The 12,968-nt window shown below is 66.5% G+C and carries 11 protein-coding genes; 9 read left to right on the top strand and 2 right to left on the bottom strand.

What is annotated here, in order from left to right:
* Window positions 1-3: 3 nt before the first annotated feature.
* The 9 genes from P0652_RS14425 to P0652_RS14385 are packed head-to-tail and all read left to right on the top strand — an operon-like array spanning window position 4 to window position 10,286.
* Window positions 4-798 (top strand): SDR family NAD(P)-dependent oxidoreductase, encoded by a 795-nt coding sequence (locus tag P0652_RS14425; RefSeq protein WP_284179521.1) that lies wholly within the window; start codon window positions 4-6, stop codon window positions 796-798.
* An 8-nt stretch (window positions 799-806) separates the two neighbouring features.
* A complete protein-coding gene (locus tag P0652_RS14420) occupies window positions 807-2,261 on the top strand; it encodes a dihydroorotase (RefSeq protein ID WP_284179520.1) in 1,455 nt (484 codons plus the stop codon).
* Entirely contained in the window at window positions 2,258-3,130 is an 873-nt protein-coding gene (locus tag P0652_RS14415; protein ID WP_284179519.1) for an ABC transporter ATP-binding protein, read from the top strand. The genes P0652_RS14420 and P0652_RS14415 overlap by 4 nt, the downstream gene beginning before the upstream one ends.
* 11 nt (window positions 3,131-3,141) lie before the next feature.
* The gene (locus P0652_RS14410) at window positions 3,142-3,924 is read left to right on the top strand and encodes an ABC transporter permease (protein ID WP_284179518.1); all 783 of its coding nucleotides are present in this window, start codon (window positions 3,142-3,144) and stop codon (window positions 3,922-3,924) included.
* Between the two features lie 39 nt (window positions 3,925-3,963).
* Window positions 3,964-5,007 carry an ABC transporter substrate-binding protein gene (locus P0652_RS14405; protein ID WP_284179517.1) on the top strand — a complete coding sequence of 348 codons (1,044 nt, stop codon included), beginning with the start codon at window positions 3,964-3,966 and terminating at the stop codon, window positions 5,005-5,007.
* Window positions 5,008-5,016: 9 nt separating this feature from the next.
* Entirely contained in the window at window positions 5,017-6,456 is a 1,440-nt protein-coding gene (locus P0652_RS14400) for an amidohydrolase family protein (protein WP_284179516.1), read from the top strand.
* A gap of 4 nt (window positions 6,457-6,460) precedes the next feature.
* Window positions 6,461-7,468 carry an ornithine cyclodeaminase family protein gene (locus P0652_RS14395; RefSeq protein WP_284179515.1) on the top strand — a complete coding sequence of 336 codons (1,008 nt, stop codon included), beginning with the start codon at window positions 6,461-6,463 and terminating at the stop codon, window positions 7,466-7,468.
* The gene (locus P0652_RS14390; RefSeq protein ID WP_284179514.1) at window positions 7,465-8,916 is read left to right on the top strand and encodes an amidohydrolase family protein; all 1,452 of its coding nucleotides are present in this window, start codon (window positions 7,465-7,467) and stop codon (window positions 8,914-8,916) included. The genes P0652_RS14395 and P0652_RS14390 overlap by 4 nt, the downstream gene beginning before the upstream one ends.
* Window positions 8,913-10,286, top strand: a complete 1,374-nt coding sequence (locus tag P0652_RS14385; RefSeq protein ID WP_284179513.1) for a dihydroorotase — start codon at window positions 8,913-8,915, stop codon at window positions 10,284-10,286. Before P0652_RS14390 ends, P0652_RS14385 begins: the two co-directional genes overlap by 4 nt.
* Here P0652_RS14385 and P0652_RS14380 read toward each other — a convergent pair.
* Together P0652_RS14380 and P0652_RS14375 are read right to left on the bottom strand one after the other, a co-directional pair.
* Complete coding sequence (locus P0652_RS14380; protein WP_284179512.1) at window positions 10,273-10,644, bottom strand: DUF1850 domain-containing protein; 372 nt, start codon at window positions 10,642-10,644, stop codon at window positions 10,273-10,275. The genes P0652_RS14385 and P0652_RS14380 overlap by 14 nt on opposite strands.
* Window positions 10,645-10,649: 5 nt before the next feature.
* A complete protein-coding gene (locus P0652_RS14375) occupies window positions 10,650-12,947 on the bottom strand; it encodes a TRAP transporter permease (protein WP_284179511.1) in 2,298 nt (765 codons plus the stop codon).
* Window positions 12,948-12,968: the final 21 nt, after the last annotated feature.

The following is a 12,968-nucleotide window of genomic DNA, read 5'->3' as shown; positions in this document are numbered from 1 at the left end:
ATCATGGATCTGAAACTGAAAGACCGGGTGGTGGTGATCACCGGGCCGGCCAAAGGCATGGGCGCGGCGATCACCCGCGCCTTCGCGGCGGAAGGCAGCCGGCTCGCCCTGCTCGGGCGCGATGTTGCCGCCATTGAGCCGGTCGCGGCCGAGATACGGGCGGGGGGTGCCGAGGCGATCGTGGTTGCCTGCGACATCACCCGAGGCGAAGCCTGCGATGCGGCGATTGCCGAGACGAAGGCAGCCTTCGGGGGGCGTGTCGACGTGCTGGTCAATGTGGCCGGCGGATCCGGCCCGATCGGCAAGACGGGCTGGGAGACAACCGAAGCTGAATTCGACGAGATCGTCGATCTCAACATGCGCGGCTGCTTCAACACGATGCGGGCCTGCCTGCCGACCATGATCGCGCAGCGCGACGGCAAGATCGTCAATGTCGGCGGGACCTTCGGCATGCGTGGTCGCGCCGGCCGCATGGCCTATTCGGCCTCGAAATGGGGCCTCCGCGGCATCACCAAGAGCTTCGCGCTCGAGGCCGGGCCTTTCAATATCAACGTGAATTGCGTGGCGCCCGGCATGGTCGATGGCCCCCGCTTCCGGGGCAAGGTTGTGCCGGAAATGGCGGCACGTCTGGGAATCACAGAGGAGCAGGCGGTCCAGAAGCATGCGGCCGACTATGCGCTGCGGCGTGTCTCGACCGACGAGGACGTGGCCCATGCCTGCCTGTTCCTCGCCTCCGAGGTTTCCCGCCAGATCAGCGGCGTCGACCTGCCGGTCGATGGCGGCTGGGCCATGCTGTGAGGACGGGAATGAGCACGGAACCCTTCCTCGCCGACCTCGTCCTGACCGGCGGCACAATCGTCACTGGCATGACGCGCTACCGGGCCGACATCGCCATCAAGGATGGCCTGATCGCGCTGGTCGGCGACCCCTCCGCCATGCCGGCAGCGCGCGAGGTGGTCGATGTCGGCGGCAAGTACCTGCTGCCCGGCGCGATCGACGTGCATGTCCATTTCCGCGAGCCCGGCTACACCCACAAGGAAGACTGGCGGACCGGCAGCGCCGCTGCGGCGATGGGCGGGACGACGACGGTGTTCGAGATGCCGAACACGCATCCGCCAACCCGCTCGGTCAAGGAATTGCGCCAGAAGCAGCAGGCGGCGGAGAAGTCGCATGTCGATTTCGGCATCTATGGCCTCCTTGCCGAGGACAATATCGACGAGCTTCAGGGGCTGATCGATGGCGGCGTGAACGCCTTCAAATGCTTCATGGGCAACACCTTCGGCAACCTGCCCTCGCCCTCGACCGGGGCGATGCTCGAAGGGTTCGAGATCATCGCGCCGTCCGGGCTCCGGATTTCGCTCCATGCCGAGACGGCCTCGGTCATGGCCTGGCGGCAGAAACGGCTGATGGAAGCCGGGCGGAACGACCCGCTCGCCCATATCGCCGCACGGCCCGCCATCGTGGCGGCGGAGGCAGTGAGCCGCGCGGCCGAACTGGCCGAATGGACCGGCGCGCGGATCCATGTGCTTCATATTTCCTCGGCGGCCGAGTTGCGCCCGCTGGCTGATGCCAAGGCGCGCGGCGTCGAGATTACCGGCGAGACGTGCCCCTGCTACCTGCTGCTCGACAGCCGCGATTATGCGCGGCTCGGCTCGATCATCCGCGTCAACCCGCCGGTGCGGGAAGCGAGCGATTCCGCCGCGATCTGGCAGGCGCTGCAGAGCGGGGTTGTCGACATGATCGCCACCGACCATGCGCCGCATACGCCGGAGGAAAAGACCAGGAGCATCATCTGGGAGGCGGATTGCGGCTTCCCCGGCGTCGAGACGCAGATGCCCTTGATGCTGAACGAAGTGGCAGGCGGGCGCATCACGCTTGAGCATTATGTGAAAATATCGGCCGAAAGCCCGGCCCGCGCTTTCGGCCTCTGGCCCGCCAAAGGGCGGATCGAGGCCGGCGCGCATGCCGATATCGCGGTGGTCGATCTCGAGCGGACCGAGACGATCAGCGCCGCAAGCCTGCATTCACGCGGGAAGATCACGCCGTTCGAGGGCGTCGAGGTAACGGGCGTGCCGATCCATACGCTGGTGCGCGGGCGTTTCGTCCAGCGTGACCGCCGCCTCGTCGAGGAGACCAGCGGCTGGGGTCGGCAGGTGACGTCGATCCAGCGCATGCCGCCGGCCCGGCCGCGCAATACCGACCAGACATTGGCCGCAGTCTTGCGAGGGCCGGACAGAACCAGCCCGGGAGGCGCATCATGAATGCCCAGCTCCGATCCGCCGAAGCCGGCGACGGGGCGGCTCCGACCGCTCCGTTCATCGAGTTCGAAAACGCCTCGATCACCTATGGCAAGGGCGCGCGTGCCGTCCAGGCGCTGGCGCCAACCTCGCTCAAGATCGCCGAGGGCGAGTTCGTTGCCCTTGTCGGGCCGTCTGGCTGCGGCAAGTCGACGATCCTCAAAATGGTCGGCGAGTTGCTGAAGCCGAGCACGGGCTTCGTCTTCGTCGCCGGCCGCGAGATCGGCGCGAACCCGATCCGGATCGGCATGGCCTACCAGAACCCGACCCTGCTGCCCTGGCTCAATATCCGCGATAACGTGATGCTGCCGCTGAAGATCGTGCCGCCCTTCCGGCAGGGCTTCCGGGCCAAGCGGAACAGCGAGTTCCGGGACCGGGTCGAGACCCTGCTGGAGCAGGTCGGTCTGACCGGCTTTGCCGAGAAATTTCCCTTCCAGCTTTCCGGCGGGATGATGCAGCGGGCCAATCTCTGCCGCGCCCTCGTGCATGACCCGGACCTGCTGCTGCTCGACGAACCCTTCGGCGCGCTCGACCAGTTCACCCGCGAGGAATTGTGGGCCGTGATGCAGGATCTCTGGCTGTCGAAGAAGCTGACGGTCATCCTCGTCACGCATGACCTGCGCGAGGCGGCCTATCTCGCCAGCCGGATCTGCGTGATGAGCGCGCGGCCGGGCCGGATCCTCGATGACCAGGTGGTCGAGCTGCCGCGTCCGCGCACGATCGACATGACCTTCCAGCCCGATTTCGTCGAATTGAACCAGAAGTTGCGCGCGATGATCGTCGGCGCGCGGGGCGGCACCGGCATTGTCAGCCATCCGCCCGGCACGGCCTGAGGAGGGACCCGATGGAACGGATTCTCGACACCTTGCGGGAAAAGGGCGCCTCGACCGCGCTGATCCTCGGATTCTTCGTGGCCTGGGAGCTGTTCTGTCTCGTCGCCAATATCTCCGACATCCTGCTGCCGCGCCCGACCCAGATCGTCGCCGCGCTGGTGAAGTTCTGGCCGGCGATCTGGCCGCATACCTACCAGACGCTCTACACCACGCTGGTCGGGTTCAGCATCGGCGTGGTGATCGGGCTGTTCCTCGGCGTGCTGATCGGCTCGTCACGGCTCGCCTATGACACCGCCTATCCGCTGCTGGTCGGGTTCTCGTCGATCCCCAAGGTCGCGGTCGTGCCGATCTTCGTGCTCTGGTACGGGGCAGGCACGGTGCCGGCCATCCTGACGGCCATGATCATCTGCATCTTCCCGATCGTGGTGAATGTCGCCACCGGGATCGCCACGGTCGAGCCCGAGCTCGAGGATGTGATGAAGACGCTCAAGGCGTCGAAGCTCGACATCCTCTGGAATGTCAGCCTGCCGCGCTCGATGCCCTATTTCTTCGCGGCGCTGAAAGTGGCGATCACGCTCGCCTTTGTCGGCTCGGTTGTCGCCGAAACCGTCGCCTCGAACCGGGGCATCGGCAACATGATGATGATCGCCTCCTCCAGCTTCAACGTGCCTCTGGTCTTTGCCGGCCTGTTCGTTCTCGCGGGGCTTGGCGTCACGCTCTACGTCCTGTTCTCGCTGATCGAACACAGGGTCACCGGCTGGGCCCACCGGAAGACCGATCTCGCCTCCCCCTGAAAGACCTCGCTCTCTCTCCCCCTAACCCAGGAGACTTCCATGCGTCGCCTTTTTCTCAAGACTGCCCTTGCCGCCTTCGCTGCCGCCGGCCTCGGCCTCTCGGCACCGGTCTCCGCCCAGAGCCCGACCAAGATCCGCTTCACGCTCGACTGGAAATACCAGGGCGTCCATTCCTGGTATTTCTACGCCAAGGAGAAAGGGTATTTCGCCGCCGAGGGCCTCGATGTGACGATCGATCAGGGCGAAGGCTCGGCCGCCACTGTCACGCGGGTCATGTCGGGTGCCTATGATGCCGGGTTCGGCGACATGAACGCCATCATCCAGCAGGCGGTCAACAAGCCGGGCGAGGCGCCGGTCATGGTCTACATGATCTACAACAAGTCTCCCTTCGCAATCATCCACAAGGCAGACAGCCCGATCAAGACGCTGAAGGACCTCGAGGGCCGCAAACTGACCTCGCCGGCCGGCTCGGCCACGCACCGGCTGTTTCCGATCTTCGCCAAGATGAACGGCATTGATGCGAGCAAGGTCGAGGTGGTGAACATCGCCCCCTCGGTCCAGGAAATGATGATGGTTCAGGGCCAGGTGGATGGCGGTTTCGTCTTCACCGTCACCTCCTACATGAACCTGATCGGCATGCGGCTGAATCCGGACAAGGATTACAAGTTCATCATGTATTCCGATCACGGCATCGAGGCCTATTCGAATGGCGTGATGGTCTCGCAGAAGATGATCCGCGAGAACCCCAAGGCCGTGGCCGGGCTGGTGCGCGCCGTCAACCGCGCCATGCTCGAACTGACCGCCAACCCGGCCGAAGCCGGCAAGGTGATGGCCCGGGTGGAACCGACCGTGAACCCGGAAATCGAGGCCAAGCGCGTTGAGTTCACCTACCGCGCCCATATGTTCACGCCGGAAACCGACAAGATCGGCGCGGGGGATGTCTCGGACGCGCGCATGGGCAAGGCGATCGCGCAGATCGTCGAGGCGTTCGGGCTGCCCAAGGCCCCGACCATGGCGGAAGTGTTCAACCGCTCCTTCCTGCCGCCGCTGGCCGAGCGCAAGCTCGCCGCGCCGAAGAGCTGAGGGCCGGCGATGCCCGCCTTGCGCGAAATAACCGCTCGCCACGGGATCGATGCGCGAGGCGGCTTTACCGACCGGCGTCTGGTGCTCGGGGACGGCCGGATCCGGACCATCGAGGCCATGCCGGAAGGCGCGGAGGATGTCGTTGTCCTCCCGGCCCTCGCCAATGCGCATGACCATGCCCGGCCGATCCGGACCAGCTCGATCGGCGGGTTCGGCAGACCGCTGGAAATCTGGCTGCACCGGCTGGCGCTGTTGGTTCCGGTCGATCCCTATCTCGCTGCACTGGCCCCGCTCGCCCGCGCGGCTCTGGGCGGGCAGGGCAGCGTCATGGTCCATGCCACGCGGGCCATGGGGCTGACCGACCTGCCGACGGAAGCGCGCGAGATTGCCCGCGCGGCGCGGGATGTCGGTGTGCGGATTGCCTACGGGATCGGTCTGCGCGACCAGAACCCGCTCGTCTATGGTGACCCTGCCGGCGTGCTGGCCGCGCTTTCCCCTGATGAACGGGAGGCGATCAGCCAGCGCTTTCTCGGGCCCGTGTCGCCGATCCGCGAACAGCTTGCCCAGGTCGATGCGGTGGCCGAAGCCGTCGGCGGGCCGATGGTCGATGTGCAATATGCGCCGAACGGGCCGCAATGGTGTTCCGAGGCGATGTGGGAAGCCGTAGCCGAAGCCTCCGCCCGGACCGGCCGGCGCGTGACGACCCATCTTTTCGAGACGAAGTACCAGCGGGAATGGGCGGACCGGAACTATCCCGGCGGTCTTGTCCGGCGATGGAAGGACATCGGGCTCCTTTCGCCCCGGCTGACGCTGGCGCATTGTGTCTGGGCCCGGCCGGACGAACTGGAGATGATCGCCGAGGCGGGCTGCATCATCACCACCAATGCCTCGTCGAACCTCGCCTTGCGCTCGGGCATCGCTCCGGTTGCCGACATGTTGCGGCGTGGCTGCCGCGTGGCGCTTGGCATTGACGGGCAGGCCTTCGACGAGGATGACGACGCCCTGCGCGAGATGCGGCTGCTCTGGTCGCTCCATGCCGGCTGGGGGTTCGACACCGAGCTTGTGCCGTCGGATATCCTGCGGATGGCGCTCGAGAATGGCCGCATGGCCATCGGCGTGCCGGAAGGCGGGGTGCTGAGCGAGGGCGCCGCCGCCGATCTGGTGCTGGTCGACCGGGCCGCGCTCGACGACGATGCGCTGATGCCGGTCGATCCGCTCGACCTGATGTTCGCGCGGGCCAATCGCAGCCATATCCGCGAGGTGATCGTGGCCGGCCGCACCATCGTCAGCCGGGGCCGGGTGGTCGGGGTCGATCTCGATGCCGCACACCATGAGCTCCGTGCGGCCTATCGCGCCGGCCTCGCCAGTCGCCAGGGCTTCGCGGCCGCCTTGCCGGCTTTCGAAACCGCAGTGCGGAACCATTACCTGCAGCGTCTCGGATGCTGCTGAACCGATGCTGTTCCTGGGCGAGGCCGATATCGAAGCGCTGATCACCCAGCCTGATGCGCTTGATGCCGCCGCGCGGGCCTTCCGGCTTTACGCAGCGGGCGAGACTGCCGCATCGGTCCGTGGCGATCTTCGCCATGCCAGCCCGAAAGCCGGCTGCCTCCTGCTCGGCGGGGCGCGCGGCGCCGAGGCGCTGTCCATCAAAAGCAATGTCCACGCCTATCCGGACGGGCCGGAGGCCCCGCGCCTCTGGGGCAGCCTGCTGACCCTGTGGGACTGGTCGCGGGCGGAACCGCGCGCGCTGCTGGCGGCGCGGGCTTTCAACGATCATCGCACGGCGGCAGGCTTCGCGGTGGGGGCAGACAGGCTCGCGGCGGCGAATGCCGGCATCCTCGCCCTGTTCGGCGCCGGCAAGAGTGCACCGCTGACCCTGCGTTATCTCAAGGCCGTTCGCCCCTCGATCCGCGAGATCCGGCTGGCCGGGCGCACGCCCGGACGCGTGCAGGCCCTTGCCGCGCAGGCGGCGCTCTGGCCGGAGCTTACCGATACCCGGATTGTCTGCGCGGCCTCGCCGGAAGCGGCTGTCGCGGGTGCGGATATCATTGCCACGGTCACGACCTCCGACCGACCGGTTTTTCCCGGCGGTTCGGTGAGGCCCGGTGCCTGCATCATTCTCGGTGGCGCCAACCGGCCGGATGCCCGCGAAGCCGATGATGCCCTGATGCGGCGCGCGGATCTCTATGTCGATGCCCGGCAGGGCGCGACGGAAAAGGCCGGCGATATCCGGCTGGCGCTGGCAAGCGGCGCTCTGGTTCCGGCGCGAATCCGCGCCGAGATCGGCGCCGTTCCGGCAGGCGGGCTGGCCCTGTCTCCGGGCAGCGATGTCCGCGTGTTCAAGTCGATGGGTCTGGCCATTCAGGATGTCGTGCTGGCCGAACATCTCGTTGACCGCGCCGAGGTGGAAGGGCGTGGCCTGCAGCTCGATCTTTCGACCGGGAAGGTCCTTTTCTCATGACGGGCGGGACCGTGCTGATCCGGCAGGCGATGATCCTGACGCTCGATGCCGGGGACCGGATTCTCGAAAGTGGCGACATCCTGATCCGATGCGGGGTGATCGAGGCTGTTGGCACGGTAGCCGCAGAGGCAAGCGCGGCAGCGGACCGCGTGATCGAGGCCCGGGGCATGCTCGCGGTTCCTGGGCTGGTGAATGCGCATATGCATTCACAATCGGGAACGATGGCCGGGTTCGGCGACCGGCTCAGTCACCCGGCCTTCATGTGGCTGACGCAGGCCCATACCTCGCGCCGGACACCGGAGGAGATCCGTCTCGCCGTTTTGCTCTGCGCCGCGCAGATGCTGCAGAGTGGCACGACCGCCGCGATCGACCATTTTCCCGGCCAGCGTTTCACGGTGGCGGAAATGGATACCGTGCTCGCCGCCTGGGCAGAAACAGGCATGCGGGCGACACTCGGCATGCGGTTTTTCGACGGCGCCTTCAGCGACATCGTGCCCGCAGGGGCCGGGCTTCCACCGGAACTCGCGGCAGCCGCCGCTTCGGTCGACATCCTCCAGCCGCATCCCCTCGAGGCCTTGCGCGAGGAGATGCCGGAGATCGTGCGGCGCTGGCATGGCCATGCGGGCCGGATCGGCGTCTTTCCGGCGCCCTCCAACCCGGACCGGTGCAGCGACGAGGCGCTGGTCTTTTGCGCCGAGCTCGCGGATCAGCACGATCTCGGTATCCATACCCATCTGCTCGAAACGCGGGCACAGGCCGAGATCGCCGCGCGGCGCTACGGCACCACCACGGTCGAGCATCTCGACCGGCTCGGGGTTCTGTCCGGGCGCTGGTCCTGTGCGCATTGCATCTGGCTGGACGATTCCGATATCGCACGGATGGCCGGGCACGGCGTGGTGGCTGTTCATAATCCGGAGAGCAATGCCCGGATCGGCGCCGGGCGCATGAGGACACCGGACCTGCTGGGCGCCGGCGTACCGGTTGCGCTCGGCACGGATGGCTCCGGTGCCAATGACAACCTGATCCTGCAGGAGGCGATGCGTGCCGCCGCCCTGTTGCATCGGGCCGACCTGCCCGACCGGACGCGCTGGGTCAGTGCGCGGGACGCATTGCGCATGGCCACGGAGGGCGGTGCGCGGGCGCTTCGGCTCGAAGGCCGGATCGGCCGGCTGGAACCGGGATTCCGGGCCGATCTCGCGCTGTACCGGCTTGACCATCCGTGGTGGGTGCCGGTGAACGACCCGGTTGCGCAGTTGGTCTTTGCCGAAACCGGCGCGGCGGTCTCGCATGTTCTGGTCGATGGCCGGATTCTGGTCGAGGACGGACGGATCACAAGCTTCGATGCTGCCGGCGCGCTGGCCGAGATCCGTGACAGGATCGCCAGCATGAAGCGGCGCAATGCCGATCTCTTCGCCGTGGCCGAAGCCATTGCGAGGGCCATTCCGTGACGTGCGGCCTCGTCGACCTGATCCTCGCCGGGGGCACCCTCGTAACGCCGGAGGGCATGAGGCCCGGCGCCGTCGCGGTCAAGGACGGGCGGATCGTCGCCATCGGCAATGACGCAGCGATGCCGCCGGCCCGGGAGGTGATCGATGTCGCGGGACGCCATGTCATTCCCGGCGCAATCGACGTTCATGTCCATTTCCGCGAGCCAGGCTTTTCCTACAAGGAGACCTGGACCAGTGCCACGCAGGCCGCTGCCATCGGCGGGGTGACCACCGTGTTCGACATGCCGAACACCAATCCGCCGACGGCCGATGCCGGCGCCGTCCGCGCCAAGCTGGCCCTCGCTTCGGCGCAGGCCTGCGTCGATTTCGGCGTCTATGGCTATATCGGCGAGGGCAATCTCGATCAGCTCGCACCGATGGTCGAGACCGGCGCAGTGGCATTCAAGCTCTATCTCGGCAGCGACAACCCGCTCGTGCCCTGCCCGAATGACGGCGCTGTCCTCGATGCGCTGGCCATCCTCGCCGAACGCGGCGTCCGTTGCACCGTTCATGCGGAAAACACACCGATTCTCGCCTGGCGTGGCGCCAAGCTGAAAGCGGCGGGGCGCCAAGACCTCGCCGCCCATCTCGAGCAGCATGCCGATATCGCGACGGTGGAGGCCGTATCACGGATCGCGCTGTTTTCTGAATGGACCGGTTGCCCGATTCATATCGCGCATGAAAATTGCCGGCATTCCCTGCCGCTGATCGCTGCGGCCAAGAAGCGAGGCGTGGACATCACCGCCGAGACCTGCCCGCATTACCTCTATCTCAGCATGGACGATGCCCCGCGTACCGGCGATCTCGCGCTGAGGGTCAAGCCGCCGGTGCGCGAGGCCGGGCATGCCGGCCCGCTCTGGGATGCGCTGGCGAGCGGGGTAATCGACATGATCTCGACCGACCATGCACCCCATGCCCCGGCGGAGAAGAGGCGAGCCTCGATCTGGGAGGTGGCGCCGGGCTTTCCAGGGGTCGAGACCTCGATGCGGCTGATGCTGACAGCGGTGAATGACGGCCGGATCACCCTGCCCGACTATGTGCGGATGGCTTGTGAGGCGCCGGCGCGCGCCTTCGGATTGGACCCGCAGAAGGGGGCGCTCCTGCCGGGAGCCGATGCCGATCTTGTCGTGATCGACATGAACCGGGACAGCGTGATCCGCGGCGAGGACCTGCACTCGCTCGGGAATGTGACGCCGTTCGAGGGGTTCCGGACACGCGGCCTGCCGGTCATGACCTTCCTGCGCGGGCAGCTCGTGGCAAAGGAAGGGCGGATCGTCGCACCACCGGGTATCGGACGACCGGTCAGGGCAAGGCGCCTCAGGGGCGGGTGAGCCCCGGGCAAGGTTCAAGATGAACGGGCCCTGCCGCGTTCTCGCCGAGAATCCGGCATTGGCCGGCCGAGCAGAGCCGCCAGCCCGATCCGGTCGCGCCAGAGGCGGCCAGTGCAACGCGGCTTTCGCTCCGCCCCGGCTGCCAGACATACCAGCCGTCCAGCAACCGCGCCTCCGGTGGCGGCTCCATGCCGGCGCCCGAGCCCTTCACGCGGGCCTGTTCGAGCACAAGGGTTGCGCCGGCAATACGCCAGGTTTCCTCCCATTCGACCTTCTCGACCGAATGGGTCCAACCCAGGGTGAAGAGCGGCGCCGCAAGGGCGAGGGCCTTCCCCGCAACGAGCAGGCAGGCCCCCATTCGCGTCAGGCCAGACGGGCACGATCTTGCCGCGCCCGCCAGAGATGATGGCCAATGACGAGGGCAGCCAGCCCGACGCCGAGTTCATCGGTAATCGGCAGCGCAACCACCAGCAAAGCGGCCGCGATCACGGCGAGGACGCGTTCCCAGGCCGCCATTTCGCGCTGGAGATAGCCGGTAAAGGCCGCCCCCCAGAGCATGATGGCCAATGTGGCCTTGAAGACAATCCATGCAACCGCAAAGAGATAGGCTGAACCGGCCAGCCCCTTGACCGGCTGGAGCATCAGGGCTGGATCATAGACTGCCATATAGGGGATGACGAACCCGGCAATGGCGATCTTGACCGCCTCGACCCCGATCCGCATCCCGCTTTCCCGGGCGATCGGCGCCGCGGCGAAGGCGGCAAGCGCCACGGGCGGGGTGAGATCGGCCATGATGCCGAAATAGAACACGAACATATGGCTGACGATCAGCGGGACACCGAGTTCGAGCAGGATCGGCGCAGCGATCGACGAGGTGATGATGTAGTTCGGGATGGTGGGAATGCCCATGCCGAGAATGAGGCTGACGATCATGGTCAGGACCAGCGCGGCGAAGAGGCTCTTCTGGCCGACGGAAACCACCGCCGTACCGAGGATGGTGCCCACGCCGGTCAGCGTCATCGTGCCGATCACGATGCCGACAACCGCACAGGCGACGCCGACCGGAATGGCCTGGCGGGCACCGTCGGCAAGGGAATCACGGCAGATCGCCAGCGCCTCGCGGCCACCATGGCTGACCAGGTTCCACAGGATCAACCCAACCACGAGGCCGACGATCACCATGATGCCGTACCAGAAGAAGGTGGCGCAGAGCAGGCCGAGGCCGACCCAGAACAGGATCCGCACCGTCGGCTGCGTGATGCCGAGCGTTGCGGAAGCGCCGAGGATCAGCAGCACGGTCAGGGCCAGGCCGATCGAGCCGGAGAAGAGCGGCGTGAAGCCGGCAAAGAGAAGATAGACCAGCACGACCAGCGGCAGGATGAGATACCATTTCGCCTTCAGGGCCTTTGCCGGGCTCGGCAATTCATCCCGCGCCATGCCGACGAGGCCGCGCTTGCCGGCTTCGAGATGAACGGCGAGGAAGGCCGCGAAATAGTAGAGCAAGGCCGGGACGATGGCGGCCTTGACGATCTCGGCATAGGGAACATCGATGGTTTCCGCCATGATGAACGCCACCGCGCCCATGACCGGTGGCATGATCTGCCCGCCCATCGAAGCCGTGGCCTCGACGCCGCCGGCAAAGGCCGCGCGGTAGCCGAAGCGTTTCATCAGCGGGATGGTGAACTGGCCGGTCGAGACCACATTGGCGACGCCCGAGCCGGAAATGGTGCCCATCAGCGCCGAGGAAAACACCGCAACCTTGGCCGGGCCGCCGCGCGCGGCGCCGAACAGGCCCATCGCGACATCGGTGAAGAGCTGGATCATGCCGGCGCGCTCGAGAAAGGCGCCGAACAGGATGAAGAGGAAGATGAACGTGGCCGAGACGCCGGTCGGCGTCGCATAGATGCCTTCCGTGCCATAGGCCATCTGGTCGATGACCTGTTCAAGGCTGTAGCCGCGGTGGTCAAGCGGTGCAGGCAGGTAACTGCCAAACAGGGCATAGGCGAGGAACAGGCCAGAGACGATCGGCAGCGCCGGACCCATGAACCGCCAGGCGAGCGCGAAGAGGGCGACCAGCACGATGATGCCCAAGGCGACATCGAGCCCGTTCAAGGCGCCGGTGCGCAGCAGCAGATCGGCATAGAAGAACCATTGATACAGCGCGACAACCGCACCGACCAGGATAATGCCGAGGCTGACCGCCTTCTGCACCGGCGTCACCGACCGATGAACGAGAAGCAGCCCTCCGGCGACGACCATCAGGAAGCCGACATGCAGCGCCCGCAGCACCTGGTTGGGAACGGAACCATCAAACCGCGCCAGCAATTCGATGACAATGGCGAGCGGCAGCCAGGCCAGCAGACCCTGCAAGGCCGCCTTCCCCCGCATCTTCCCGACAAGGATCCAGGCCAGCCAGCCCAGTATCAGGCCGCGAAGCAGCACGATATAGGAAAGGACCCCGCCAATCTTCCGGTCAAGAGGCAGGTTGAAAGCCGTGGCCAGCTGGAACACCGAGAAAGCAAAAGCCGTCCAGAACAGGAGATGGCCGATCCTGCCGGGGCCGAACCCGGCCGGGAGCCCGTGTTCAGGATCGACAACCGGCGCGGGAGCCGGCGGCGGGGCATCGGCAGCCTCGTGATTCTGGGGAAGAGCAGTCGACATGAACACACCTATCGAGCCGGT

The organism is Rhabdaerophilum sp. SD176 (assembly GCF_030143245.1).
Taxonomy (GTDB): domain Bacteria; phylum Pseudomonadota; class Alphaproteobacteria; order Rhizobiales; family Beijerinckiaceae; genus Rhabdaerophilum.
The sequence above is the reverse complement of the archived record's forward strand: the minus strand, read 5'-3'. Positions and strand labels throughout refer to the sequence as shown.

Excerpts from the sequence above, each read along its gene's own strand:
- P0652_RS14425 (WP_284179521.1), top strand. The coding sequence starts at position 4 with ATGGATCTGAAACTGAAAGACCGGGTGGTGGTGATCACCGGGCCGGCC.
- P0652_RS14420 (WP_284179520.1), top strand. The coding sequence starts at position 807 with ATGAGCACGGAACCCTTCCTCGCCGACCTCGTCCTGACCGGCGGCACA.
- P0652_RS14415 (WP_284179519.1), top strand. The coding sequence starts at position 2,258 with ATGAATGCCCAGCTCCGATCCGCCGAAGCCGGCGACGGGGCGGCTCCG.
- P0652_RS14410 (WP_284179518.1), top strand. The coding sequence starts at position 3,142 with ATGGAACGGATTCTCGACACCTTGCGGGAAAAGGGCGCCTCGACCGCG.
- P0652_RS14405 (WP_284179517.1), top strand. The coding sequence starts at position 3,964 with ATGCGTCGCCTTTTTCTCAAGACTGCCCTTGCCGCCTTCGCTGCCGCC.
- P0652_RS14400 (WP_284179516.1), top strand. The coding sequence starts at position 5,017 with ATGCCCGCCTTGCGCGAAATAACCGCTCGCCACGGGATCGATGCGCGA.
- P0652_RS14395 (WP_284179515.1), top strand. The coding sequence starts at position 6,461 with ATGCTGTTCCTGGGCGAGGCCGATATCGAAGCGCTGATCACCCAGCCT.
- P0652_RS14390 (WP_284179514.1), top strand. The coding sequence starts at position 7,465 with ATGACGGGCGGGACCGTGCTGATCCGGCAGGCGATGATCCTGACGCTC.
- P0652_RS14380 (WP_284179512.1), bottom strand. The coding sequence starts at position 10,644 with ATGGGGGCCTGCCTGCTCGTTGCGGGGAAGGCCCTCGCCCTTGCGGCG.
- P0652_RS14375 (WP_284179511.1), bottom strand. The coding sequence starts at position 12,947 with ATGTCGACTGCTCTTCCCCAGAATCACGAGGCTGCCGATGCCCCGCCG.